The sequence below is a fragment of the Streptomyces sp. NPDC005262 genome (genome assembly GCF_042872425.1).
Classification (GTDB): Bacteria; Actinomycetota; Actinomycetes; order Streptomycetales; family Streptomycetaceae; genus Streptomyces.
Genome location: NZ_JBIAKK010000001.1, coordinates 964,784 through 990,229, shown reverse-complemented (window position 1 = coordinate 990,229; position 25,446 = coordinate 964,784). Strand labels below are relative to the sequence as shown.

20 protein-coding genes are annotated in these 25,446 nt (G+C 69.6%); 16 read left to right on the top strand and 4 right to left on the bottom strand.

Going from position 1 to position 25,446, the window contains the following annotated elements; all coding sequences use genetic code 11:
* Positions 1-26 precede the first annotated feature (26 nt).
* The gene (locus ACFYP5_RS04450; protein WP_389030306.1) at positions 27-836 is read right to left on the bottom strand and encodes a C40 family peptidase; all 810 of its coding nucleotides are present in this window, start codon (positions 834-836) and stop codon (positions 27-29) included.
* Between the two features lie 761 nt (positions 837-1,597).
* Here ACFYP5_RS04450 and ACFYP5_RS04445 point away from each other — a divergent pair.
* From ACFYP5_RS04445 to recQ, 15 genes are all read left to right on the top strand, one after another.
* On the top strand, positions 1,598-1,957 hold the full coding sequence (locus tag ACFYP5_RS04445) for an NADH-quinone oxidoreductase subunit A (protein ID WP_003992243.1): 360 nt from the start codon (positions 1,598-1,600) through the stop codon (positions 1,955-1,957).
* Positions 1,958-1,975: 18 nt separating this feature from the next.
* Positions 1,976-2,530: an NADH-quinone oxidoreductase subunit B family protein gene (locus ACFYP5_RS04440; RefSeq protein WP_030975705.1), complete on the top strand. Its 555-nt coding sequence runs from the start codon at positions 1,976-1,978 to the stop codon at positions 2,528-2,530.
* The gene (locus tag ACFYP5_RS04435; RefSeq protein ID WP_389030303.1) at positions 2,527-3,237 is read left to right on the top strand and encodes an NADH-quinone oxidoreductase subunit C; all 711 of its coding nucleotides are present in this window, start codon (positions 2,527-2,529) and stop codon (positions 3,235-3,237) included. Before ACFYP5_RS04440 ends, ACFYP5_RS04435 begins: the two co-directional genes overlap by 4 nt.
* Complete coding sequence (locus ACFYP5_RS04430; RefSeq protein WP_389030300.1) at positions 3,237-4,595, top strand: NADH-quinone oxidoreductase subunit D; 1,359 nt, start codon at positions 3,237-3,239, stop codon at positions 4,593-4,595. Before ACFYP5_RS04435 ends, ACFYP5_RS04430 begins: the two co-directional genes overlap by 1 nt.
* Positions 4,596-4,624: 29 nt before the next feature.
* The gene (gene nuoE, locus ACFYP5_RS04425; protein WP_389030769.1) at positions 4,625-5,452 is read left to right on the top strand and encodes an NADH-quinone oxidoreductase subunit NuoE; all 828 of its coding nucleotides are present in this window, start codon (positions 4,625-4,627) and stop codon (positions 5,450-5,452) included.
* Positions 5,449-6,831, top strand: coding sequence for an NADH-quinone oxidoreductase subunit NuoF (nuoF, locus tag ACFYP5_RS04420; protein WP_389030297.1), 1,383 nt, complete (start codon positions 5,449-5,451; stop codon positions 6,829-6,831). Before nuoE ends, nuoF begins: the two co-directional genes overlap by 4 nt.
* A complete protein-coding gene (locus tag ACFYP5_RS04415) occupies positions 6,828-9,335 on the top strand; it encodes an NADH-quinone oxidoreductase subunit G (RefSeq protein WP_389030294.1) in 2,508 nt (835 codons plus the stop codon). Before nuoF ends, ACFYP5_RS04415 begins: the two co-directional genes overlap by 4 nt.
* A complete protein-coding gene (nuoH, locus tag ACFYP5_RS04410; protein WP_389030291.1) occupies positions 9,332-10,756 on the top strand; it encodes an NADH-quinone oxidoreductase subunit NuoH in 1,425 nt (474 codons plus the stop codon). The genes ACFYP5_RS04415 and nuoH overlap by 4 nt, the downstream gene beginning before the upstream one ends.
* Entirely contained in the window at positions 10,749-11,378 is a 630-nt protein-coding gene (nuoI, locus tag ACFYP5_RS04405) for an NADH-quinone oxidoreductase subunit NuoI (protein ID WP_389030289.1), read from the top strand. The genes nuoH and nuoI overlap by 8 nt, the downstream gene beginning before the upstream one ends.
* Entirely contained in the window at positions 11,375-12,199 is an 825-nt protein-coding gene (locus ACFYP5_RS04400) for an NADH-quinone oxidoreductase subunit J (RefSeq protein ID WP_389030286.1), read from the top strand. The genes nuoI and ACFYP5_RS04400 overlap by 4 nt, the downstream gene beginning before the upstream one ends.
* Positions 12,196-12,495: an NADH-quinone oxidoreductase subunit NuoK gene (gene nuoK, locus ACFYP5_RS04395; RefSeq protein ID WP_024493678.1), complete on the top strand. Its 300-nt coding sequence runs from the start codon at positions 12,196-12,198 to the stop codon at positions 12,493-12,495. Before ACFYP5_RS04400 ends, nuoK begins: the two co-directional genes overlap by 4 nt.
* Positions 12,496-12,509: 14 nt before the next feature.
* The gene (nuoL, locus tag ACFYP5_RS04390) at positions 12,510-14,405 is read left to right on the top strand and encodes an NADH-quinone oxidoreductase subunit L (protein WP_389030283.1); all 1,896 of its coding nucleotides are present in this window, start codon (positions 12,510-12,512) and stop codon (positions 14,403-14,405) included.
* A 4-nt stretch (positions 14,406-14,409) separates the two neighbouring features.
* Entirely contained in the window at positions 14,410-15,981 is a 1,572-nt protein-coding gene (locus ACFYP5_RS04385) for an NADH-quinone oxidoreductase subunit M (RefSeq protein ID WP_389030280.1), read from the top strand.
* Positions 15,978-17,642, top strand: a complete 1,665-nt coding sequence (nuoN, locus tag ACFYP5_RS04380) for an NADH-quinone oxidoreductase subunit NuoN (RefSeq protein ID WP_389030278.1) — start codon at positions 15,978-15,980, stop codon at positions 17,640-17,642. The genes ACFYP5_RS04385 and nuoN overlap by 4 nt, the downstream gene beginning before the upstream one ends.
* 127 nt (positions 17,643-17,769) lie before the next feature.
* A complete protein-coding gene (recQ, locus tag ACFYP5_RS04375; protein ID WP_389030276.1) occupies positions 17,770-19,779 on the top strand; it encodes a DNA helicase RecQ in 2,010 nt (669 codons plus the stop codon).
* 114 nt (positions 19,780-19,893) lie between these two features.
* Here the strand turns inward: recQ and ACFYP5_RS04370 are convergent, their stop codons facing one another.
* The 3 genes from ACFYP5_RS04370 to ACFYP5_RS04360 form a co-directional block, all read right to left on the bottom strand.
* The gene (locus ACFYP5_RS04370) at positions 19,894-20,583 is read right to left on the bottom strand and encodes a GPP34 family phosphoprotein (protein WP_389030273.1); all 690 of its coding nucleotides are present in this window, start codon (positions 20,581-20,583) and stop codon (positions 19,894-19,896) included.
* Positions 20,580-21,809: a fumarylacetoacetase gene (gene fahA, locus ACFYP5_RS04365; RefSeq protein ID WP_389030270.1), complete on the bottom strand. Its 1,230-nt coding sequence runs from the start codon at positions 21,807-21,809 to the stop codon at positions 20,580-20,582. The genes ACFYP5_RS04370 and fahA overlap by 4 nt, the downstream gene beginning before the upstream one ends.
* Before the next feature lie 136 nt (positions 21,810-21,945).
* A complete protein-coding gene (locus tag ACFYP5_RS04360; RefSeq protein ID WP_389030267.1) occupies positions 21,946-23,940 on the bottom strand; it encodes a CocE/NonD family hydrolase in 1,995 nt (664 codons plus the stop codon).
* A gap of 434 nt (positions 23,941-24,374) precedes the next feature.
* Here ACFYP5_RS04360 and ACFYP5_RS04355 point away from each other — a divergent pair, with 434 nt between their 5' ends.
* On the top strand, positions 24,375-25,385 hold the full coding sequence (locus ACFYP5_RS04355) for a polyprenyl synthetase family protein (protein WP_389030264.1): 1,011 nt from the start codon (positions 24,375-24,377) through the stop codon (positions 25,383-25,385).
* The last annotated feature ends 61 nt before the right edge of the window (positions 25,386-25,446 follow it).

The window sequence follows — 25,446 nt, the reverse complement described above, 5'->3', positions numbered from 1 at the left end:
CGGCGAACCCGGAGAACTCGAGGAACTCAGAGAACGCGGACCGCGCCCGACGGCGGGTCGTAGTCCAGGGAGCGGAGCACCACACCGGTGCTCGGGTTCTGCGCGCCGACGAACTGGCCACCGCCCACATAGACACCGACGTGGTACGCGGAGCCCGCGCCGCCCCAGTACAGGATGTCGCCCGGCTGAAGGTTGCTCAGGGAGACCTGGGTGCCGGCGGTCGACTGGGCCTGCGAGACGCGCGGCAGGTCGACGCCCACCGAGCGGAACGCGGCCTGGACCAGGCCGGAGCAGTCCCAGGAGTTGGGGCCGGTGCCGCCGGACACGTACGCGTCGCCGACCTGCGCCTTGACGAACGAGATGACGGACGCGGCGGAGCCGGTGGCGCTCGACGAGGAGGCGACGGAGGCGGAGCCGGCGGTGGCGCTGAGCGTCGTGCGGGCCTCGGAGCGGGAGGCGCGCAGGGCGGCCTCCGCCTTGGCCTTGGCGGCGGCCTCCGCCTTCTTCTTGGCCTCCGCCTTGCGTACGGCCTCGGCCTTGGCCTTCTTGGCGGCCTTTGCGGCGGTGCTGGCGGCGGCGTCCTCGTGGGCCTGCGTCTCCAGGTCCAGGGCGACCTGCTGCGTGGCTTCGGCGGATGCGGCGACGGCGGTGGAGAGCCCGGTGGTGAGGGTGGGCATCTCGATGGTCTGGGTCACCGGCTCGGCCTGGGCCGGACCGGCGGCCGCGGCGACCGCGATGGTGCTGAGGACGCCACCGGCAACTCCGGCTCGCAGCGCCGTCTTCGAGGCGTTTCGGCGGGGCTTCCGGTGGCTGGGTATGTGAGCGGTGTGGGACATGAGTACTAGCGCTATCAGGGCCTCAGGGGTCCCTTCAAGAAACGTGTGTTGCGACACAGTTACGTACGGAATCTATGAATCCGCTTTCTGGCGGCCCTTATTGACGCCGTAACGGGCAAAACAGGCAGGGGTGATCACCGCTGTGATCACGGTCTTTCGGGAATTCGCCCGAATTGCCCGCCACTTACCATCCGTTCACACCAATGGCCAAGCCCGCTTTTGTTGAAGGTCGAGTGGAGTGACGCAGGTCACAGCATGACTGTTACGTGGTGGGCATACGAGCGGCCGACAACACCCGGCGCCGCGACGGCGCCGGGCGGGTGGCCTTTCGACCGGAAGATCGCGAATGTGTGCACGCGTCCACTTCGCTCCCCGTGAACCCCTCGCGCGGGTGAGTCCAGACCGGGACGGATCCTCTTATCACTCCCCGTCGTCCATTGCCAATTTGCATGTCGAGGCGTCTGATTGTTAGAGGAACATCGCTTTGACCAGCGGTAACAACATCAGATGTCACGTCTCGTGATCACCCGGCCGCTTTGCGTACGAAGATCACCTCTCATCCGGCTTCATGATCCTTCGCCGGGTGGTGGAGATCACAAAGCCGGTGTAGCACCCCGTGTCGCAGATCACAGGACGGCAGGCATAGGATGCGGGGCAGTCGGGCTTGTGAACTGCCTCACATGTGCACGATCTTGGTGAGGTGGCGAGCCGGTCGCCCGATGCGGTCCAACGGTCAAGGACGACTGGAAGGAGCGAGGAGCGTGAATGCCTACGCGCCCATCCTCGTGCTCGGCGCCCTCGGGGCAGGGTTTGCGATCTTCTCCGTGGTCATGGCCACGCTAATCGGCCCGAAGCGATACAACCGAGCAAAGCTCGAAGCGTACGAGTGCGGTATTGAACCCACCCCCACTCCAGCCGGAGGCGGCCGCTTCCCCATCAAGTACTACCTGACGGCGATGCTCTTCATCGTCTTCGACATCGAGATCGTCTTCCTCTATCCCTGGGCGGTCACCTTCGACGCCCTGGGGATCTTCGGGCTCGTCGAGATGCTGCTCTTCGTGCTCACCGTCTTCGTCGCCTATGCGTATGTATGGCGTCGCGGCGGCCTGGAATGGGACTGAGGGGCTGAGGGGCACACCATGGGACTCGAAGAGAAGCTGCCCAGCGGCTTCGTGTTGACCACTGTCGAGCAGGCCGCCGGCTGGGTGCGGAAGTCCTCCGTATTCCCTGCCACCTTCGGCCTCGCCTGCTGCGCCATCGAGATGATGACGACCGGAGCCGGGCGCTACGACCTGGCCCGTTTCGGGATGGAGGTCTTCCGCGGATCGCCGCGGCAGGCGGATCTGATGATCGTGGCAGGGCGGGTCAGCCAGAAGATGGCGCCCGTCCTGAGGCAGGTCTATGACCAGATGCCGAATCCCAAGTGGGTCATCTCCATGGGGGTTTGCGCATCATCAGGTGGAATGTTCAACAATTATGCCATTGTGCAGGGTGTTGATCACATTGTCCCGGTCGATATCTATTTGCCGGGTTGCCCGCCGCGTCCCGAGATGCTGATGGACGCCATCCTCAAGCTCCACCAGAAGATCCAGAGCTCCAAGCTCGGGGTCAATGCGGAGGAGGCCGCCCGCGAGGCGGAGGACGCGGCACTCAAGGCGCTTCCCCTGATCGAGATGAAGGGGCTGCTGCGGTGAGCGACGAGCAGAACAACAACGGCGTACCCGCGCCGCGCGACGAGACCGGCGAGGTCATCGGCGTACGGAAGGGCATGTTCGGCGCCAACAACGGCGGTGACACCTCCGGCTACGGCGGCCTCGTCCGCACCGTGACGCTGCCGGGCGCCACGTCCCGTCCGTACGGCGGCTGGTTCGACGAGGTGGCCGACGAACTCGAAGGGGCCCTGGAGGAACAGGACCTGCTTCCCGAGAACGCCATCGAGAAGACCGTCGTCGACCGCGGCGAGCTCACCTTCCACATCGCTCGCGAGCACCTGCTCACCGTGGCCCGGACCCTGCGTGACGACCCGGCCCTGCGTTTCGAGCTCTGTACGGGGGTGAGCGGTGTCCACTTCCTCGGCGACAAGGGCCGGGAGCTGCACGCCGTCTACCACCTGCGGTCGATCACTCACGGCCGGCTGATCCGGCTGGAGGTCTCGGCCCCGGACAGCGACCCGCACGTCCCGTCGCTCGTCACGGTCTATCCGACCAACGACTGGCACGAGCGTGAGACCTACGACTTCTTCGGGCTCGTCTTCGACGGGCACCCGGCCCTCACCCGGATCATGATGCCGGACGACTGGCAGGGCTTCCCGCAGCGCAAGGACTACCCACTCGGTGGCATCGCCGTCGAGTACAAGGGCGCCCAGATCCCGGCTCCGGACCAGCGGAGGTCGTACTCCTGATGACTACTCCACACGCCCACCCCTCGTCGGATCCCTCCGGGACGCACCTTTCGAATGCCAGGTCCACGACGGAGGGGACCGTATATACAGTCACCGGCGGCGACTGGGACGAGGTCGTCGAGTCGGCGGTCAAGTCCGACGACGAGCGCATCATCGTCAACATGGGCCCCCAGCACCCGTCCACGCACGGCGTGCTGCGGCTGATCCTGGAGATCGACGGCGAGACCGTCACCGAGGCCCGCTGCGGCATCGGCTACCTCCACACCGGCATCGAGAAGAACCTCGAATTCCGGAACTGGACCCAGGGCACCACGTTCGTCACGCGCATGGATTACCTGACGCCGTTCTTCAACGAGACGGCGTACTGCCTCGGCGTCGAGAAGCTGCTCGGCATCGAGGACCAGATCCCCGACCGGGCGAGCGTCCTGCGCGTCCTGCTGATGGAGCTCAACCGGATCTCCTCGCACCTGGTGTGCATCGCCACCGGCGGTATGGAGCTCGGCGCCACCACGATCATGATCTACGGGTTCCGCGATCGTGAACTGGTTCTCGATCTCTTCGAGCTCATCACCGGGCTCCGGATGAACCACGCGTTCGTCCGTCCCGGCGGACTCGCCCAGGACCTGCCGCCGGGCGCGGTCGACCAGCTGCGCGAGTTCGTGAAGACCATGAAGAACAACCTGCCGGAGTACGACAAGCTCGCCACCGGCAACCCCATCTTCAAGGCCCGCATGCAGGACGTCGGCTACCTCGACCTGACCGGCTGCATGGCGCTGGGCGCCACCGGTCCGATCCTGCGCTCCGCCGGACTCCCGCACGACCTGCGCAAGACAGACCCCTACTGCGGCTACGAGAACTACGAGTTCGACGTCCCCACCGCCGACAGCTGCGACGCCTACGGCCGCTTCCTCATCCGTCTCGAGGAGATGCGCCAGTCGCTGCGGATCATCGAGCAGTGCATCGACCGGCTCGCCCCGGGACCGGTGATGGTCGCCGACAAGAAGATCGCCTGGCCCGCGCAGCTCGCGCTCGGGCCCGACGGGCTCGGCAACTCGCTCGATCACATCAAGAAGATCATGGGCACCTCCATGGAGGCCCTGATCCACCACTTCAAGCTGGTGACCGAGGGCTTCCGGGTCCCGGCCGGCCAGACGTACACCGCCGTCGAGTCGCCCAAGGGCGAGCTCGGCGTGCATGTCGTCTCGGACGGCGGAACCCGCCCCTACCGGGTCCACTTCCGCGACCCGTCCTTCACCAATCTTCAGGCCATGGCGGCGATGTGCGAGGGCGGCCAGGTCGCCGACGTCATCGTCGCCGTCGCGTCCATCGACCCCGTGATGGGAGGCGTCGACCGGTGACCGAAGTACGTCAGGAAGTCAGTCTGGGGATGCCGCAGCTCCCCGCTCCCGCCTACCCGGCCGAGGTGCGCGCCAGGCTCGAAGCGGACGCGAAGGAGGTGATCGCCCGCTACCCCGACAGCCGCTCCGCGCTGCTGCCGCTGCTGCACCTGGTGCAGTCCGAGGAGGGGTACGTCTCCCGTACGGGCATGGCGCTCTGCGCCGAGCTGCTCGGCCTCACCACCGCCGAGGTCACCGCGGTCGCCACCTTCTACTCGATGTACCGGCGCAGGCCGAGCGGCGACTACCAGGTCGGCGTCTGCACCAACACGCTGTGCGCGGTGATGGGCGGCGACGCCATCTTCGACCGGCTCAAGCAGCACCTCGGCGTCGGCAACAACGAGACGACCGAGGACGGCAAGGTCACCCTCGAACACATCGAGTGCAACGCGGCCTGCGACTTCGCACCCGTCGTGATGGTCAACTGGGAGTTCTTCGACAACCAGACGCCGGAGAGCGCGACACAGCTCGTCGACGACCTGATCGCCGGGCGCACCGTCGAACCCACCCGCGGCGCCCCGCTCTGCTCGTACAAGGAGACCGCCCGGATCCTGGCCGGCTTCCCCGACCAGCGCCCCGGTGCCGTCGAGGCCACCGGCGGCGCCGGACCCGCCTCGCTCGTCGGTCTCCGGCTCGCGAAGGGCGAGGGGCTGCACCCGAAGGTCGTCGCTCCGCGTGGCGAGTCAGCCCGCGCGGAAGCTCCGCAGGACCGTCCGCAGCCGGGCGCCGAGCACCTCAGCTCCCACGACGCACCGCAGCAGACCTCTGCATCCGACCCGGACCACCCGGCCGGTCCGGCAGCTGAGGAGGGGGAGTGATGACATTGGCAGCCGAAATCAACGACGGGGGCGGCAACGGCGGCGGGGCGGGCCCCGAGAAGCTGCTCTCGCCCGTGCTCTCCGCCTTCTGGGACGAGCCCGAGTCCTGGACCCTGGACACCTACCGGCGGCACGGCGGCTACGAGGGGCTGCGCAAGGCCCTCGCCATGACGCCGGACGACCTCATCGCGTACGTCAAGGACTCCGGACTGCGCGGCCGCGGCGGCGCCGGCTTCCCCACCGGTATGAAGTGGCAGTTCATCCCGCAGGGAGACGGCAAGCCGCACTACCTGGTGGTCAACGCCGACGAGTCGGAGCCCGGGACCTGCAAGGACATCCCGCTCCTCTTCGCCAACCCGCACAGCCTCATCGAGGGCATCGTGATCGCCTGCTACGCGATCCGGTCCTCGCACGCCTTCATCTATCTGCGCGGTGAAGTCGTCCCCGTACTTCGGCGGTTGCACGAGGCCGTGCGCGAGGCATACGAGGCGGGCTACCTCGGGACGAGCGTCCTGGGCTCCGGGCTCGACCTGGAACTCACCGTGCACGCGGGCGCGGGCGCGTACATCTGTGGTGAGGAGACCGCGCTGCTCGACTCGCTCGAAGGGCGACGCGGCCAGCCCCGGCTGCGGCCCCCCTTCCCCGCGGTCGCCGGTCTGTACGCCTGCCCCACCGTGGTGAACAACGTCGAGTCCATCGCGTCGGTTCCCGCGATCCTGAGCAAGGGCAAGGACTGGTTCAAGTCGATGGGCAGCGAGAAGTCCCCGGGCTTCACGCTGTACTCGCTCAGCGGGCATGTCGCCAGCCCCGGCCAGTACGAGGCGCCGCTCGGCATCACGCTGCGCCAGCTGCTCGACATGAGCGGAGGCATGCGCCCCGGTCACCGGCTGAAGTTCTGGACCCCGGGCGGCTCCTCCACCCCGATGTTCACCGACGAGCACCTCGACGTGCCCCTCGACTACGAGGGCGTCGGCGCCGCGGGCTCCATGCTCGGCACCAAGGCGCTCCAGTGCTTCGACGAGACGACGTGCGTGGTGCGGGCCGTCACCCGCTGGACCGAGTTCTACGCCCACGAGTCCTGCGGGAAGTGCACGCCGTGCCGCGAAGGCACCTACTGGCTCGTCCAGTTGCTCCGCGACATCGAGGCCGGCAAGGGGCAGATGGCCGACCTCGACAAGCTGAACGACATCGCGGACAACATCAACGGCAAGTCCTTCTGCGCCCTCGGCGACGGCGCCGCCTCGCCGATCTTCTCCTCGCTGAAGTACTTCCGCGAGGAGTACGAGCGGCACATCACCGGCAAGGGCTGCCCCTTCGATCCCGCCAAGTCGACCGCCTGGGCCGACGACAAGAACGCTCACCAGGGGGTGAACGCATGACAGTCACCACAAGTGCGCCCTCCGGGGGCGGCGAGGCGGCGCTCCCGCCCGAGGACCTTGTCACGCTGACGATCGACGGCATCGAGATCAGCGTGCCCAAGGGCACCCTGGTCATCCGGGCCGCCGAACTCCTCGGGATCGAGATCCCGCGCTTCTGCGACCACCCGCTCCTCGACCCGGCCGGCGCCTGCCGGCAGTGCATCGTCGAGGTCGAGGGCCAGCGCAAGCCGATGGCGTCCTGCACCATCACCTGCACCGACGGCATGGTCGTCAAGTCGCAGCTCACCTCACCGGTCGCCGACAAGGCGCAGCGCGGGGTGATGGAGCTGCTGCTGATCAACCACCCGCTGGACTGCCCGGTCTGCGACAAGGGCGGCGAGTGCCCGCTGCAGAACCAGGCGATGTCGCACGGCGACCCGGACTCCCGGTTCGACGGAAAGAAGCGGACGTACGAGAAGCCCGTCCCGATCTCCACCCAGGTGCTGCTGGACCGTGAGCGGTGTGTGCTCTGCGCGCGCTGCACCCGGTTCTCCAACCAGGTGGCGGGCGACCCGATGATCGAGCTGATCGAGCGCGGCGCGCTCCAGCAGGTCGGTACGGGTGAGGGCGACCCGTTCGAGTCGTACTTCTCCGGCAACACCATCCAGATCTGCCCGGTCGGCGCGCTGACCTCGGCGGCCTACCGTTTCCGCTCCCGGCCCTTCGACCTGGTGTCGTCGCCGTCGGTCTGCGAGCACTGCGCGGGCGGCTGCGCGACCCGCACCGACCACCGGCGCGGCAAGGTCATGCGGCGGCTCGCCGCCAACGACCCCGAGGTCAACGAGGAGTGGGTCTGCGACAAGGGCCGCTTCGGGTTCCGTTACGCACAGCAGCGGGACCGGCTCACCACTCCGCTGGTACGCGACGAGGACGGCGTCCTCGCACCGGCGAGCTGGCCCGAGGCGCTGGCGGCCGCGGCCGCCGGGCTCGCCGCCGCACGCGGCAGGACCGGTGTCCTCACGGGCGGCCGGCTGACCGTCGAGGACGCGTACGCGTACAGCAAGTTCGCCCGGATCGCCCTCGATACGAACGACATCGACTTCAGGGCCCGGGCGCACAGCAGCGAGGAGGCCGACTTCCTGGCGGCCCGCGTCGCAGGACGCGGACGTGACCTGGACGGCAGCGGCCTCACGTACACCACGCTGGAGAAGGCGTCGACCGTACTGCTGGTGGGCTTCGAGTCCGAGGAGGAGGCCCCCGGCGTCTTCCTGCGGCTGCGCAAGGCCAACCGCAAGCACGGCCAGCGCACCTTCGCCGTCGCCTCGCACGCCACCCGCGGACTGACGAAGGCGGGCGGCACGCTGCTTCCCGCCGCACCCGGCACCGAGACCGAGTGGCTGGACGCGATCGCGGGCAGCGTCGGACTCGACGGCGACGGGGCGGCGACCGCCGAGGCGCTGCGCGGCGAGGGCGCCGTGATCGTGGTCGGCGAGCGACTGGCCGCGGTGCCGGGCGGGCTGACCGCCGCGGTACGGGCCGCGACCGCGACCGGGGCCCGGCTGGTGTGGATCCCGCGCCGGGCCGGCGAGCGCGGTGCGGTGGAGGCGGGCGCGCTTCCGTCGCTGCTGCCCGGCGGCCGTCCGGCCACCGACCCGCGGGCCAGGGACGAGGTGGCGGCCGTCTGGGGCGTCGCCGAACTGCCCGGCCGGTTCGGCCGCGACACCGGCCAGATCCTCGAGGCCGCGGCCACCGGCGAACTGGGCGCGCTGCTCGTCGCCGGCGTCGAGGCCGTCGACCTGCCGGACCCGGCACGTGCCCTGGAGGCACTGGACCAGGTCGGCTTCCTCGTCTCGCTGGAGCTGAGGCCCAGCGAGGTCACCGAGCGGGCCGACGTGGTGTTCCCGGTCGCCGCGGTGGCCGAGAAGGCCGGCACCTTCCTCAACTGGGAAGGCAGGGCCCGGATGTTCGAGGCAGCCCTCAAGCCCGAGCAGCTGACGCGGACGCCCGCCCCGACGGACGCCCGGGTCCTGCACATGCTGGCCGACACGCTGGACGTCCACTTCGCGCTGCCGGATGTGAAGTCCGTACGCCGTGAGCTGGACCGGCTCGGCGGCTGGGCCGGCACACACGCCTCCGACCCGCAGGAGTCGGCGCAGCCGCTGCCCCGGGCCGGCGAGGGCGAGGCGGTCCTCGCGGGCCACCGGCTCCTGCTCGACCAGGGCAGGCTCCAGGAGGGCGACGCCGCGCTGGCCGGCACCCGGCACGCCGCGGTCGCCCGGCTCTCCGCCGTCACCGCCGCCGAGACGGGGGTGAAGGACGGCGATCTGCTGGCCGTCACCGGACCGTCCGGCAGCGTCGAACTCCCGCTGCAGGTCACCGACATGCCGGACCGGGTGGTCTGGGTGCCGCTGAACTCCGTCGGGCGGGGTGTCCCGGCCGACACCGGCGCCCACCCCGGCGGCCTGGTCCGGATCGGTCCCGCCGCCCCGGGTACTCCCGACGTCACACCGGAGGTGCGAGCGTGACTGCCCTCGCTCAACTGGCCGCGGCACCCGACCGTGCCGTACTCGCCGCCGAGGATCTGTCGATGTTCGGCACCGACCCCTGGTGGCTCGTCGTCATCAAGGCGGTGTTCTGCTTCGCGTTCCTGATGGTGACCGTGCTCTTCTCCATCGTGTGGGAGCGCAAGGTCGTCGCCTGGATGCAGCTGCGCATCGGCCCCAACCGGCACGGCCCCTGGGGCATGCTCCAGTCGCTCGCCGACGGCATCAAGCTGATGCTGAAGGAAGACGTCATCGTCAAGCGGGCGGACAAGGTCGTCTATGTCCTCGCGCCGATCGTCGCCGCCGTACCGGCGTTCATGGCGATCGCGGTGATCCCGTTCGGCCCGTCCGGCAACGAGGTCTCGATCTTCGGCCACCGTACGGCGATGCAGCTCACCGACCTGCCGATCGCGATGCTCTACATCCTCGCGGTCGCCTCGGTCGGGATCTACGGCATCGTGCTGGCCGGCTGGTCCTCCGGATCGACGTACCCGCTCCTCGGCGGCCTGCGCTCGTGCGCGCAGATGATCTCGTACGAGATCGCGATGGGCGCGGCGTTCGCCTCCGTCTTCCTCTACTCCGGGTCGATGTCGACCTCGAAGATCGTGGAGGCGCAGCACGACCGCTGGTTCATCATCCTGCTGCCGGTCTCGTTCATCATCTACATCGTCACGATGGTCGGCGAGACCAACCGTGCCCCGTTCGACATGCCGGAGTCCGAGGGCGACCTGGTCGGCGGCTTCAACACCGAGTACTCGTCGATCAAGTTCGCGATGTTCATGCTCGCCGAGTACGTCAACATGGTCACCGTCTCCGCGGTCTCCACGACCCTGTTCCTGGGCGGCTGGCGGGCCCCGTGGCCGATCAGCACCTTCTGGGAGGGGGCGAACCACGGCTGGTGGCCGATGCTGTGGTTCGTCGTCAAGGTCCAGCTGCTGCTGTTCTTCTTCATCTGGCTGCGTGGCACCCTGCCCCGCGTCCGCTACGACCAGCTGATGAAGCTCGGCTGGAAGATCCTGATCCCGGTCTCCGTGGTCTGGCTGATGCTGGTCGCGACCGTGCGGGCGCTGCGCAACGACGGCTACGACTTCAACACGCTGTTGCTGTCCGTGGCGGGCGCCGTGATCGCGATCCTGCTGATCTCCTTCGTCGCCGACATCTTCCGGGACCGCTCGGGCAAGGGGGCCGGGGCGGAACCGGCACCGGAACCAGGACCCGCGTTCGACCCGATGGCGGGCGGATTCCCGGTGCCACCGCTGCCCGGACAGACCCTGCCGCCGGTACCGCGCCGCAGGCCGCGGCATGAGCGGGAGCTCGTTGTCAGTGGTGGGTCGGATACTCAGAGTGACGGCAGTCAGATGGGCGCAAGTCCGAGTGACGGAAAGGAGGCTGACGGTGCCTGAGTCATCGGAACCCTCGGGGGAGAAGTTCCAGAACCCTGTGGCCGGCTTCGGCGTGACCTTCAAGGCCATGTTCAAGAAGCGGCTGACCGAGCAGTACCCGGAACAGCAGAAGGTGACGGCGCCGCGCTTCCACGGCCGGCATCAGCTCAACCGTCACCCCGACGGTCTGGAGAAATGCGTCGGCTGCGAGCTGTGCGCCTGGGCCTGTCCGGCCGATGCCATCTATGTGGAGGGCGCGGACAATACCGACGAGGAGCGCTACTCCCCGGGTGAGCGCTACGGCCGCGTCTACCAGATCAACTACGCGCGCTGCATTCTCTGCGGACTGTGCATCGAGGCCTGCCCGACCCGGGCGCTGACGATGACCAATGAGTTCGAGCTCGCCAACACCACCCGCGAGAGCCTCATCTACACCAAGAGTGAGCTGCTCGCCGGCCTGGAGGAAGGCATGGTCGACACCCCGCACGCGATCTTCCCGGGGACGGACGAGCAGGACTACTACCGGGGCCTGGTGACGGAGGCCGCGCCGGGTACGGAGCGTCAGGTCGCGGTCTCCAAGGGCGAGAAGCCGTCCGACGGCGACAACGAGAACAACGGTGCGGCCCAGGAGGTGGACGCATGACCGGCCTCGCCGCGACCTCCCTCATGTCGACCGGGGAGACCGTCCAGTTCTGGCTGCTCGGCACGGTGGCCGTGCTCGGCGCGCTGTCCACCGTACTGATGAAGAAGGCCGTGCACAGTGCGCTGAGCCTGGCCGGGACCATGATCGTCCTGGCGGTCTTCTACCTCGCCAACGGTGCGTACTTCCTCGGTGTCGTCCAGATCGTCGTCTACACGGGCGCGATCATGATGCTGTTCCTCTTCGTGGTCATGCTCGTCGGTGTCACGGCGGCGGACTCACTGAAGGAGACCCTCAAGGGGCAGCGCTGGCTGGCCGCGGGGTGCGGACTCGGCTTCGGTGTCCTGCTGATCGCGGGCATCGCCCACGCATCCCTGAACAGCTTCAACGGACTCGGCACCGCCAACGCCGCGCACGGCGGGAACGTCGAGGGGCTCGCCAGCCTCATCTTCACCAAGTACGTCTTCGCCTTCGAGATCACCGGCGCCCTGCTGATCACGGCGACGGTCGGCGCGATGGTGCTCACCCACCGCGAGCGCACCGAACGGGCCAAGACCCAGCGGGAGATGTCCGAGGAGCGCGTACGCGGCCAGCACCTGCCGCCGCTGCCCGCACCCGGTGTCTACGCCCGGCACAACGCGGTGGACATCGCCGGTCTGCTCCCGGACGGCACCCCGTCCGAGCTCACCGTCATGCAGACGCTGCGCAAGCGCGGCCAGATCCGCGACGTGTCGAACGAGTCGCTCGCCCAGCTCAAGGCCCTGGAGCAGCGCTCCGAGGAGCGGCTCGGCCGTGACAACGAAGAAGAGGGGGTCGCCAAGTGAATCCGGTCAACTACCTCTATCTCGCCGCTCTGTTGTTCACCATCGGCGCGTCCGGGGTGCTGATCAGGCGGAACGCGATCGTGGTGTTCATGTGCGTCGAGCTGATGCTCAACGCCTGCAACCTCGCGTTCGTCACCTTCTCCCGGATGCACGGCAACCTCGACGGCCAGATCATCGCCTTCTTCACGATGGTCGTCGCCGCCGCCGAGGTCGTGGTCGGGCTCGCGATCATCGTGTCGCTGTTCCGTTCCCGCCACTCGGCCTCGGTCGACGACGCCAGCCTGATGAAGTTGTAAGGGGACGCTGAATCGTGGACAACCTCATTGCGCTGCTTGTCGCGGCGCCCCTGCTCGGAGCGGCCGTCCTGCTCTGCGGAGGCCGTCGGCTGGACCGCTTCGGACACTGGATCGGCACGCTGCTCGCCGCCGCTTCATTCGTCGTCGGCGCGGTGCTCTTCGTCGACATGCTGGGGAAGGGCGCCGAGCACCGGGCGCTGCACCAGTACCTGTTCAGCTGGATCCCGGTCGAGGGCTTCCAGGCCGATGTGGCCTTCCAGCTCGATCAGTTGTCGATGACGTTCGTGCTGCTGATCACCGGTGTGGGCACCCTGATCCACATCTACTCGATCGGCTACATGGAGCACGACGAGCGGCGGCGCCGGTTCTTCGGCTATCTGAACCTGTTCCTCGCGGCGATGCTCCTGCTGGTCCTCGCCGACAACTACCTGTTGCTGTACGTCGGGTGGGAGGGCGTCGGTCTGGCGTCGTACCTGCTGATCGGCTTCTGGCAGCACAAGCCCAGTGCGGCCACCGCCGCCAAGAAGGCGTTCCTGGTCAACCGGGTCGGCGACATGGGCCTGTCGATCGCGATCATGCTGATGTTCACCACGTTCGGCACGTTCGCCTTCGGTCCCGTCCTGGCGTCGACCGGGGGGACGAGCGAGGGCAAGCTGACGGCGATCGGCCTGATGCTGCTGCTCGCCGCCTGCGGCAAGTCGGCCCAGGTGCCGCTGCAGTCCTGGCTCGGTGACGCGATGGAGGGTCCGACCCCGGTCTCCGCCCTCATCCACGCCGCCACCATGGTGACCGCGGGCGTCTACCTGATCGTCCGCTCCGGCGCGATCTTCAACGCCGCGCCGGACGCACAGCTGGTCGTCGTGGTCGTCGGTGCGGTCACGCTGCTCTTCGGTGCGATCGTCGGTTGCGCGAAGGACGACATCAAGAAGGCCCTCGCCGGGTCGACGATGTCGCAGATCGGCTACATGATCCTGGCCGCCGGGCTCGGCCCGATCGGCTATGTCTTCGCGATCATGCACCTGGTGACGCACGGCTTCTTCAAGGCCGGGCTCTTCCTCGGCGCCGGTTCGGTCATGCACGGCATGAACGACGAGGTGGACATGCGGAAGTTCGGCGGCCTGCGCAGGTACATGCCGGTCACCTTCATCACCTTCGGCCTCGGCTATCTGGCGATCATCGGGTTCCCCGGCCTGTCCGGCTTCTTCTCCAAGGACAAGATCATCGAGGCGGCGTTCGCCAAGGGCGGCACCGAGGGCTGGATCCTCGGCGGCGTCGCCTTGCTGGGTGCCGCGATCACCGCGTTCTACATGACGCGCGTGATGCTGCTGACGTTCTTCGGCGAGAAGCGGTGGCAGCCCGACGCGGAAGGCCATGAGCCGCATCCGCACGAGTCCCCGAAGTCGATGACGATCCCCATGATCGTCCTGGCGTTCGGTTCGGTCTTCGCCGGAGGCTTCTTCTCCATCGGCGACCGCTTCCTGAACTGGCTGGAGCCGGTCACCGGCCACAGCCACGGAGAATCGCCGGTCGGTGCCGCGACCGTCACCGCCGCCACCATGGTGGTGCTCGTCATCGGCGTCGCCATCGCCTGGACGATGTATGGACGCCGGCCGGTACCGGTCGTCGCCCCGCGTGGCTCGCTGCTCACCCGGGCCGCCCGCCGTGACCTCCTGCAGGACGACTTCAACCACGTGGTCCTGGTCCGCGGCGGCGAGCACCTCACCCGCTCCCTGGTGTACGTCGACCACACCCTGGTCGACGGCGTCGTCAACGGCACGGCGGCGTCGATGGGCGGGCTCTCCGGCCGGCTGCGCAAGTTGCAGAACGGCTATGCCCGTTCCTACGCGGTCTCGATGTTCGGCGGTACGGCGGTCGTCATCGCCGCGACCCTGCTGATGAGGGCGGTCTGATCACATGTCCTTTCCCCTCCTGACAGCGACGGCTGCGCTCCCGGCGATCGGCGCGATCGCCACCGCAGCCGTCCCGGCCGCCCGGCGCACCGCCGCCAAATGGCTGGCGCTGCTCTTCTCGCTGGCCACGCTCGTCCTGGCGGGCGTCGCGCTCGCCCGTTTCGAGCCCGGCGGCGCCCGCTACCAGCTCACCGAATCGCACGCCTGGATCAAGGACTTCGGCGTCCGGTACGAACTCGGTGTGGACGGCATCGGGGTGGCGCTCATGGCGCTCACCGCCCTGCTGATCCCGTTCGTCATCCTGGCCGGCTGGCACGACGCCGACCCCCTGGAGACGAAGTCCTCGCGCTGGCGCCCCACCCAGGGCTTCTTCGCCCTGATCCTGATGGTCGAAGCGATGGTGATCCTCTCCTTCGAGGCCACCGACGTCTTCCTCTTCTACATCCTCTTCGAAGCCATGCTCATCCCGATGTACTTCCTCATCGGCGGCTTCGGGGACCGGGCCCACACCGGCAGTGACGAGAACGCCGCGGCGCAACGCTCTTACGCAGCCGTGAAGTTCCTCCTCTACAACCTGGTCGGCGGGCTCATCATGCTGGCCGCCGTCATCGGCCTGTACGTCGTCGCGGGCACCTTCTCGCTCTCCGACATCGCCGAGGCCCGCGCCAACGGCTCGCTCTCTATGGCGACCAGCACCGAACGCTGGCTGTTCCTCGGGTTCTTCTTCGCCTTCGCGGTGAAGGCCCCGCTCTGGCCGTTGCACACCTGGCTGCCCAACGCCATGGGGGAGGCGACCTCCCCGGTCGCCGTCCTGATCACCGCGGTCGTCGACAAGGTCGGCACGTTCGCGATGCTCCGCTTCTGCCTCCAGCTGTTCCCGGAGGCCAGCAAGTGGGCGACGCCGGTGATCCTGGTCCTGGCGCTGATCAGCATCGTGTACGGGGCGCTGCTCGCCGTCGGCCAGCGCGACATCAAGCGGCTGATCGCCTACGCGTCGATCTCCCACTTCGGCTTCATCATCCTGGGCATCTTCGCGATGACCAGCCAGGGACAGTCGGGCGCCACGCTCTACATGGTCAACCACGGCATCTCGACCGCCGCGCTGATGCTGGTGGCCGGCTTCCTGATCACCCGGCGCGGTTCGCGGCTCATCGCCGACTACGGCGGGGTGCAGAAGGTGGCGCCGGTCCTGGCCGGCACCTTCCTGATCGGCGGGCTCGCGACCCTGTCGCTGCCGGGGCTCTCGCCGTTCGTCAGCGAATTCCTGGTCCTGGTCGGCACGTTCAGCGCCTACCCGGCAGCCGGCATCGTCGCCACCACCGGGATCGTGCTCGCCGCGCTCTACGTCCTCGTCCTCTACCAGCGGACGATGACGGGCCCGGTGAAGGCCGAGGTCCAGGGCATGGCCGACCTCAAGGCCCGGGAGCTGGTGGTGGTCGTCCCGCTGATCGCGCTGCTGATCTTCCTGGGTGTCTATCCGAAGCCGCTGACGGAGATCGTCAACCCCGCGGTGCAGCACACCATGTCGGACGTCCAGAAGAAGGACCCCCAGCCTGAGGTGGAGGCCGCCAAGTGAGCGCAACAGCTGTCCACAGCCTGTGGACAATGGCGGGCGGGGTGACATCGGCCGCCCCGAAAGAGAAGTTCAACGCGCCGGTCATCGAGTACGCCCAGCTGACCCCGGTCCTCATCGTGATCGGTGTCGCCGTCGTCGGCGTACTCGTCGAGGCCTTCGTGCCGCGCCGGGCCCGCTACTACACGCAGGTCTTCCTGACCGTCGTCGCCCTCGCCGCCGCGTTCGCCGCGGTCGTCGGCCTCGCGGCCGGGGGATACGGAACGACGAAGGCATACATCGCCGCGATGGGTGCCATCGCCGTCGACGGACCCGCCCTGTTCCTGCAGGGCACCATCCTGCTGACGTCGCTGGTCGCCGTCTTCACGTTCGCCGAGCGCCGGCTCGACCCCGTGGCGCACGGAAACCGCGTCGACTCGTTCGCCGCGCAGGCCGCGTCCGTACCCGGCAGCGAGAGCGAGCAGGCCGCGGTCAAGGCGGGCTTCACCACCACCGAGGTCTTCCCGCTGCTCCTCTTCTCGGTGGCGGGCATGCTGGTCTTCCCGGCGGCCAACGACCTGCTGACGCTCTTCGTGGCCCTGGAGGTCTTCTCCCTCCCGCTCTACCTGCTGTGCGCCGTCGCCCGCCGCAAGCGGCTGATGTCGCAGGAGGCCGCGGTGAAGTACTTCCTGCTCGGCGCCTTCTCGTCGGCGTTCCTGCTCTTCGGGATCGCCCTGCTGTACGGCTACGCGGGCTCCGTCTCGTACGCGGCCGTCGCCGATGTGGTCGACGGATCCGTCACCCAGATCGACCCGGCGCTCGCCGACACCATGGGCAACGACGTGCTGCTGCTTATCGGCGGCGCGATGATCCTCACCGGGCTGCTCTTCAAGGTCGGTGCCGTCCCGTTCCACATGTGGACCCCGGACGTCTACCAGGGCGCCCCGACCCCGGTCACCGGCTTCATGGCCGCGGCCACGAAGGTCGCCGCGTTCGGTGCGCTGCTGCGCCTGCTGTACGTGGTGCTGCCGGGCCTCAGCTGGGACTGGCGGCCGGTCATGTGGGCCGTCGCGATCGTCACGATGCTGGGCGGGGCGATCGTCGCCATCACCCAGACCGACATCAAGCGGCTGCTGGCCTACTCGTCCATCGCGCACGCCGGCTTCATCCTCGCCGGTGTCATCGCGACGACCCCCAGCGGCATCTCCTCGGTGCTCTTCTACCTGGGCGCGTACTCCTTCGTGACCGTCGGCGCGTTCGCCGTCGTCACCCTGGTGCGCGACGCGGGCGGCGAGGCCACGCACCTGTCGAAGTGGGCCGGGCTCGGCCGGCGCTCGCCGCTGGTCGCCGCGGTCTTCGCGGTGTACCTGCTGGCCTTCGCCGGTATCCCGCTGACCTCGGGCTTCGCCGGAAAGTTCGCGGTCTTCAAGGCGGCGGCGGAGGGCGGGGCAGGCGGTCTGGTCGTGGTCGGTGTGATCTCGTCCGCGATCGCCGCGTTCTTCTACATCAGGGTCATCGTGCTGATGTTCTTCAGCGAGCCGAAGGCGGACGGCCCGACGGTCGCCGTCCCGTCGCCGCTGACGATGACGACGATCGCGGTCGGCGTCGCGGTCACGCTGGTGCTGGGCCTGGCCCCGCAGTACTTCCTCGACCTGGCGAGCCAGGCGGGAGTGTTCGTGCGGTAACGCGCAGAGACCACGCGAACGCCGGACGGGCCCCAGAAGTCAAGCCCGTCCGGCGTTGTCGTAGGCGGCGCTTATCGTGGCAGGGTCGGTGCCGGACGGAACAGGGCGGACCTCGGGGGACAGAGCGATGAGCGGGACGGGCGTGACCATGGGTGTGACCGAGAGCGACGCATTGCGGACGCTGCATCGGGTGTTCGGCTACGAGGCGTTCCGCGGCGAGCAGGAGGCGGTCGTCGACCATGTGGTGGCGGGCGGTGACGCCGTCGTCCTGATGCCGACCGGTGGCGGGAAGTCCCTCTGCTACCAGATCCCGGCCCTGGTGAGACCCGGTACGGGCATCGTGATCTCTCCGCTGATCGCCCTCATGCAGGACCAGGTTGACGCGCTGCGGGCGCTCGGCGTGCGCGCCGGGTTCATCAACTCCACGCAGGACTTCGACGAGCGCCGCGTGATGGAGGCCGCATTTCTCGCCGGTGAGCTCGACGTGCTCTATCTGGCACCGGAGCGGCTGCGCCTGGACTCCACCCTCGGTCTGCTGGCGCGGGGCAAGATCTCCGTCTTCGCCATCGACGAGGCGCACTGCGTCGCCCAGTGGGGCCACGACTTCCGGCCGGACTATCTGGCCCTGTCCGTGCTCGGCGAGCGCTGGCCCGACGTACCGCGGATCGCCCTGACGGCGACGGCGACGAACGCCACGCACCAGGAGATCACCCAGCGCCTCGGCATGCCCGACGCGAAGCACTTCGTCGCCAGTTTCGACCGGCCCAACATCCAGTACCGGATCGTGCCGAAGGCCGAACCGAAGAAGCAGCTGCTGTCCTTCCTGAAGGAGGAGCACGCGGGGGACGTCGGCATCGTCTACTGCCTGTCGCGCAACTCGACGGAGAAGACGGCCGAGTTCCTCTGTCGCAACGGCATCGAGGCCGTCCCGTACCACGCGGGTCTGGACGCCGGGACGCGGGCGCGCCACCAGGCGCGGTTCCTGCGCGAGGACGGCCTGGTCGTCGTGGCGACGATCGCGTTCGGCATGGGCATCGACAAGCCGGACGTCCGGTTCGTCGCCCACCTCGACCTGCCGAAGTCCGTCGAGGGCTACTACCAGGAGACCGGCCGCGCGGGCCGCGACGGGCTGCCGTCCACGGCCTGGATGGCCTACGGACTCCAGGACGTCGTGCAGCAGCGCAAGCTGATCCAGGGCGGCGAGGGTGACGAGGCGTTCCGCCGCCGCGCGGGCGCCCACCTCGACGCGATGCTCGCCCTGTGCGAGACAGCCGACTGCCGCCGCGCCCGGCTGCTGACCTACTTCGGCCAGGAGCCCCAGAAGGCGGCCTGCGGCAACTGCGACACGTGCCTCACCCCGCCCGAGACCTGGGACGGCACGGTGGCCGCGCAGAAGCTGCTGTCCACCGTGGTCCGGCTGAAGCGGGAGCGCGGCCAGAAGTTCGGCGCCGGTCAGATCATCGACATCCTGCTGGGCCGCAAGACCGCGAAGGTCATCCAGTTCGACCACGACCAGCTGTCGGTGTTCGGGATCGGCGAGGAGCTGTCCGAGGCGGAATGGCGGGGTGTGGTGCGGCAGTTGCTGGCCCAGGGCCTGCTGGAGGTCGAGGGCGAGTACGGCACGCTGGTGCTCACCGGACAGAGCGCTTCGGTGCTCGGCCGGGAGCGGGAGGTGCGGCTGCGCAAGGAGGCGCCGAAGCCCGCGTCGCGCTCCTCGAAGGGCGAACGGAGCCCGAAGGCGGCGGCCGTCGCCGAGCTGGCCCCGGAGGCCGTACCGGTCTTCGAGGCGCTGCGCGCCTGGCGCGGTGCCCAGGCGAAGGAGCAGGGCGTCCCGGCGTACGTCATCTTCCACGACGCGACGCTGCGGGAGATCGCGTCCGTGCGCCCCGGCTCCCTCACCGGGCTGGGCACGATCAGCGGCCTCGGCGAGAAGAAGCTGGCGACGTACGGCGAGGGGGTGCTGGAGGTGCTCGCGTCGTTCGGGGAGGCCGGGGCGTCCGCGCCGGGCGACGGGGAGCCGGCCGCGCCTCCGGTGGAGGCCACCCGTCAGCCGGCGGCTCCACGCCCGGCCGCAGCCGCGCTCCCGGATGCGGACCCTGAGTTCGGATGGGACGAGGAGCCGCCCGAGTACGAGTGAGTCCGCGGCCGGGCGGTGGCGGACAGCCTCGCGGCCGTCCACGGAGTGCGCGCCGGAGACGGTCGGCCCCGGCTGCGGCCGACCGCCCCACGCCGCGGCCGGCCCCGCGCCCGGTCAGTCGTCACCGCCTCCGCCTCCGTCTCCGCTGCCGCCCGCGCGCCCGCCGCTCCGGTTCGCCTTGTCCTGGCGGACGTTCCGGTGCACCGCGTGCGCGGCCCACTCCTCGCGTATGAAGCCACGCATCTCCGAACGGGCCCTCCAGCCGCCCCGCGCCACCGCGCCGGACAGGCCGATCGCCGAGACCAGCGCGGCCAGCGTGCGGCTGCGCCGGTCCGGGAAGCCGGCCGTCCGGGCGGCCGTGAAACGTTCCCGGACCGAGGCAGGCAGGTCCGGGGCCACTGCCGGGTGGCGGTGGTACGGCAGCAGACCGAGGAAGCGGTGGGTCTCCCTGCGCAGCACCGCGCGGTCGACCAGGTGGTCCAGGCACAGCTCCTCGACGTGCCGGCCGGTCCGCCGGATCCACCGTTTCGCGCTGACGCCGCCCGCGAAGCCGCCCTTGTCCGGGGGCGGCAGACTCCCCAGGACCTGAGCGAGGAGCGGGTCCTGGGGAGGCAGCTGGTTGATCACCCGTATCCGCCCGAGCTGCTCGGTGATCCGGCCCTGGAACTCCAGCTCCGCGAGGACCGCGCCCGCCACCCCGTACTCCAGGAAGCGGTTGCGGCAGTACGGCTTGCCCCGCTGTGGGTCCAGTGCGAGCAGCAGCAGTTCCTCGGGGAGCGTGAGTCCCGGGTGAGCGGGGGTCATGGCGCCGGCACGATTCGGCCCGTCACTTCGCCGAGACCCACCCGCGTGCCGTGCGGGCCGGGCGCCCAGGCCGTCAGCGTCACCGTGTCGCCGTCCTCCAGGAACGTCCGCTTGCCGTCCGGGAGGTCCAGCGGGTCGCGTCCGTTCCAGGTGAGTTCGAGCAGTGAGCCACGCTGGCCCGCCTCGGGGCCGCTGACCGTGCCGGAACCGTACAGGTCGCCGGTACGCAGGGACGCGCCGTTCACCGTCATGTGCGCCAGCATCTGCGCCGCCGTCCAGTACATGGTGGCGAACGGCGGCTCGGCGACCAGCTGTCCGTTGATCGCGACGGCGATCCGCAGGTCGAGGCCGTCGGGCTCCTCCTCGCCTCCGTCCTCCAGATAGGGGAGGAGCGGGAAGTCCCGGGCGGGCGGTGCGATCCGGGCCGATTCCAGGGCTTCGAGCGGGGTCACCCACGCCGATACGGACGTGGCGAAGGACTTGCCGAGGAACGGGCCCAGCGGGACGTACTCCCAAGCCTGGATGTCCCGCGCCGACCAGTCGTTGAGCAGTGAGAGCCCGAACACGTGGTCACGGAAGTCGCCGAGCTCGACCGGCCGGCCCTGCTCGGAACCCACGCCGACGAGGAAGCCGACCTCGGCCTCGATGTCCAGCTTGACCGAGGGGCCGAAGACCGGGGCGCGGTCGGAGGGTGCCTTGCGCTGGCCGGCGGGGCGCACCACATCGGTACCGGAGACGACGACGGTGCCGGACCGGCCGTGGTAGCCGATCGGGAGGTGCTTCCAGTTGGGGGTGAGCGGGTCGCCGTCCGGGCGGAAGATCCTTCCGACGTTGGTGGCGTGGTTCTCGCTCGCGTAGAAGTCGACGTAGTCCGCGACCTGGTACGGCAGATGGAGCGTCACCGACTCGACGGGATGCAGCAGCGGCTCGATGTCCGCACGGTGTGCCGGGACCGTCACCCACGCGGTCAGCGCCCGCCGGACGTCCCGCCAGGCGGTGCGGCCGGCCGACAGCAGCGCGGTCAGGTCCGGCTGGGCGAGGAGCTGCGCGTAGGGCGAGCCGAGCGCATGTGCCGCGGCTCCGGCGTCCAGCACGTGGTTGCCGATGCGGACACCTACCCGGCGCTCGGCGGGGTGGCCGGTCGTGGAGAACACGCCGTACGGAAGGTTGTGCGGACCGAAGGGATCGCCCTCGGCCAGATCGAGCGGGCTGCTCTGCTCGGGCATGTGGTGCTGCCTCGCTTTCCAGGTCGCTTGGGGGACACGTTACGTCGGTGTGGCCACCGTGCGGCAGTGTCCCAACTTCGCCGCATTCCCGGAAAGTTCCGCCATACCCCCACGTCGGACGGGGTGCGGCGGTGGTTCATCTCGCCGTGCGGGGGATCCGCTTCACCCAGGTGCGGTGGAAGACGATCTCATCGCCGTCCTTGCACACCATCTCGTCGGAGGTGAGGAAGTCGTGCTCGTCCCCACTGATCTCGGACCGCGTCTCGATCCTCACGTCCCAGGCCGTCTCCGGCCGGTGAAGCCTGATCGTCCAGTCGGAGCGGGTGCGCGCCGACAGCGGGTCGTTCTCCTGGATCGTGTACACATCCACCCCCTCCTCGGTGAATTCGAGGCCGTCCGGGTGAACGTGTGTGCCGCCGTAGCGCGGGTCGACCTCCAGCCGCCATTCACCCTTGGCGACATCGCGGACCACCAGGCGCTCGGGGCGCGGCTCGTCGAGCGTCACCGGGAGGACGACGAGGAGCGGCTCAGCCTGCTCCGCCTCCTCGAATGTGATCGAGGGTTCCTCGGTGCGGTGGCGCACCGGAAGTTCGAGGAGGCTGCCGTCCGCGTCCAGGGTGAACCCCGCCGAACCGGCCTGCGGCCAGATCCACGGCCAGTACGAGGACGAGACGGCGAGCCTGATCCGGTGGCCGGGCGCGAAGGCGTGCCCGATGCCGTTCAGCTCGAAGGTGACGTCCTCGGTCGCGCCGGGCGTCCAGTCGTCGGACCGGTCGCGGCCGTGCCGCGCGGACAGGTTGAGGACGCCGCGGGTGACGAGCGTGGAGGCCCCGTCGGGTGCGACGTCGCAGAGCCGGACGATCGCCTGGCCGCGCGGTACGTCCATCCGGATCCGGAGCTTCACCCGAGGGCGGCCCAGGATCTCGAGGGGTGCGTCCTCGACCGGGAACTCGAACGAGACCGACTTGGCGTCCTCGTCCCGCTGGTCGGGCGGCAGATCGGCGTCATTGCCGAACGGGACGAAGCGCCCGGCGTCCAGCCCGGTCTGCTGCGGCGAGCGCACGGTCTGCGGGCCGCCCCGGAGGGCGTACACGACCGTCGCGACGTTCTTCGACGGCCAGCCGGTGTCGCCGGCCCACCGGCCGGGAAGCGTCTCGTACACCGTCGCGGGCCGGTGCGACTCACTGATCCAGGACCGCAGCAGTGGCTCGGACATGACACCGGTCTCCTCACCCTTCAGATGCTGGTCCCACCAGCGCAGCGTCTCCTGGAGGAAGCCGATCGACGGCCCCGGCGGCAGGCCGCGGTCCGGGTACTGGTGCGACCACGGTCCGATCAGTCCGCGCACCTTCGCCGGGTCGAGGTGTGCGACGAGCCGCAGCACGGTGTCGCGGTACGGGTCGTGCCAGCCGCCCACGGCGAGCACGTGCGCCTCGATGGCGGAGTAGTCCTCGCAGACGCTGCCGTGGGCCCAGTAGGCGTCGCGGGTCCGGTGCGCCAGCCAGGTGTGGACGGGCGGGCCGACCGCTTCGAGCCGCTTGAGCCACATGGCCTTCCAGCCGTCGCCGACGTGCGCCGGGTCCGGTGGCCGGGCTGCGAAGGCCAGCGTGGTGGCCGCCCGGGCGTGCATGCCGACGGCGAGGACCGAGCCGCCCATGTAGTGCGCGTCGTTGTCGTAGCGGTCGTCGGTCGAGCAGACCGTGACGATCGCCTTCAGCGGCTCGGGGGCGAGCGCGGCGATCCGCAGCGAGACGGAGCCGCCCCAGGAGATGCCGAACATGCCGATCCGGCCGGAGCACCACTCCTGCCCGGCCAGCCAGTGGACGACGGCGACCCCGTCGGCCGGCCCGGTCGCGTCGTACGCGTCCCCCGGCAGCCCCTCACTGTTGCCGTGCCCACGGGCATCGACGCGTACGGAGGCGTAGCCGTGGCCCGCGTACCAGGGGTGGCGCTGCCGGTCGCGCGGCGCCGTCCAGTCGCTCAGCCGGTACGGCAGGTACTCCAGGAGCGCCGGTACGGGGTCGCCGGTGACCGGCCGCCAGATCCGGGCGTACAGCCGTGTGCCGTCCGGCAGCGGGATCCAGACATCCTCGTGGGCGGTGTCGTAGGGGAACCGGGTGCGGATGTGCATGGCGTACCTCGGTGGGCGGGGGGTATGGGGCGTTCGGGCGGCGGCGCCGGCGGGTGGCCTGGACCGCACCGCCGACGACCGGCCGTACGGCGCGACTCCGGGGCGACGGGGAACCCGGCGTCGTGGCTGCGCCCGGCCAGGTGACGCCGGACGGCACGTACCGGACCGGGCCGGGCGTCATCCCGACGGCGGCGGCCACCCGGAGTTCTCAGCCGGACCGGGGCGTTAGCCTCCGGACGGCCGGAAAGGGCCCGGGCGTCGCCGGGAGGCGGCCGGGCCCGTTCGGCTGCGCGGGGCTCCTGGACAAGCCGAACATACCGGCGGTGGCGGGAAGGCGCCCACGGTGATCCAAAGGGGACCGGATACGCTGACTTGAGTGATGACAGCGACACATCGACATTCCGTGTGATCGTCAGCAGACAGGAGATCCCCTCGTGACCGTCGTCGGGCCGTTCGGACTGAGCGTGCGGGACCAGGCTCTTGAGGCCGATGTCCAGACCGGTTTGGCAGCTGTCGAGGCGGGGCTGCTCGATGCCACCAAGAGCGACGTCCCCTTCATCACAGAGGCTGCGCAGCATCTCGTACGGGCCGGAGGCAAGCGTTTCCGGCCGCTGCTGGCGATGCTGTCCGCCCAGTTCGGTGACGCGGACGCGCCAGGTGTCGTGCCGTCCGCCGTGGTCGTCGAGCTGACGCACCTCGCCACGCTCTACCACGACGACGTCATGGACGAGGCGAACGTACGCCGCGGCGTCGACAGCGCCAACACCCGCTGGGGCAACTCGGTGGCCGTGCTGACCGGCGACTTCCTCTTCGCCCGCGCCTCGCACATACTGGCCGACCTCGGTCCGGAGGCCGTGCGCATCCAGGCGGAGGCGTTCGAGCGCCTGGTCACCGGCCAGATCCTGGAGACCGCGGGGCCGCGCGACGGCCGCGACCCGGTCGAGCACTACCTGGACGTGATGCGCGGCAAGACCGGCTCGCTGATCGCCGTGGCCTGCCGGTTCGGCGCGATGATGGCCGGCGCCGACGAGTCGGCCGTCGACATCCTCACCCAGTACGGGGAGCGGCTCGGCGTCGCCTTCCAGCTCGCCGACGACGTACTCGACATCGCCTCCGACTCCCACGAGTCCGGCAAGACCCCCGGCACGGACCTGCGTGAAGGCATCCCGACGCTCCCCGTGCTGCACCTGCGGGCGCAGGCGGCGGCCGACGGTAAGCCGGAGGACCTGGAGCTGCTGGAGCTGCTGGACGGCGACCTCAGCGACGACGACCGGCTCGCCGAGGCGCTCTGCCGGCTGCGCGCGCACCCGGCGCTGGAGCAGGCCCGGCGGGACACCATCCGGTGGACCGAGGAGGCGCGGGCGACGCTGGCGCCGCTGCCCGAGTGCTATGCGAAGGCCGCGCTGGAAGAGCTGTGCGACGCGGTGGTGCACCGCGCGGGCTGACCCCCGGCAGGCGTGCTGTGCACCCCGACCCCTACGGGTCGGGGAAGGCCCGGCCGGGTGG

Bases quoted from the DNA above. Each gene is read 5' to 3' on its own strand.
- nuoE (WP_389030769.1), top strand. From the start codon at position 4,625: ATGCCGCAGCTCCCCGCTCCCGCCTACCCGGCCGAGGTGCGCGCCAGG.
- recQ (WP_389030276.1), top strand. From the start codon at position 17,770: ATGAGCGGGACGGGCGTGACCATGGGTGTGACCGAGAGCGACGCATTG.
- ACFYP5_RS04370 (WP_389030273.1), bottom strand. From the start codon at position 20,583: ATGACCCCCGCTCACCCGGGACTCACGCTCCCCGAGGAACTGCTGCTG.
- ACFYP5_RS04440 (WP_030975705.1), top strand. From the start codon at position 1,976: ATGGGACTCGAAGAGAAGCTGCCCAGCGGCTTCGTGTTGACCACTGTC.
- ACFYP5_RS04430 (WP_389030300.1), top strand. From the start codon at position 3,237: ATGACTACTCCACACGCCCACCCCTCGTCGGATCCCTCCGGGACGCAC.
- ACFYP5_RS04415 (WP_389030294.1), top strand. From the start codon at position 6,828: ATGACAGTCACCACAAGTGCGCCCTCCGGGGGCGGCGAGGCGGCGCTC.
- ACFYP5_RS04450 (WP_389030306.1), bottom strand. From the start codon at position 836: ATGTCCCACACCGCTCACATACCCAGCCACCGGAAGCCCCGCCGAAAC.
- fahA (WP_389030270.1), bottom strand. From the start codon at position 21,809: ATGCCCGAGCAGAGCAGCCCGCTCGATCTGGCCGAGGGCGATCCCTTC.
- ACFYP5_RS04385 (WP_389030280.1), top strand. From the start codon at position 14,410: ATGTCCTTTCCCCTCCTGACAGCGACGGCTGCGCTCCCGGCGATCGGC.
- ACFYP5_RS04360 (WP_389030267.1), bottom strand. From the start codon at position 23,940: ATGCACATCCGCACCCGGTTCCCCTACGACACCGCCCACGAGGATGTC.
- ACFYP5_RS04400 (WP_389030286.1), top strand. From the start codon at position 11,375: ATGACCGGCCTCGCCGCGACCTCCCTCATGTCGACCGGGGAGACCGTC.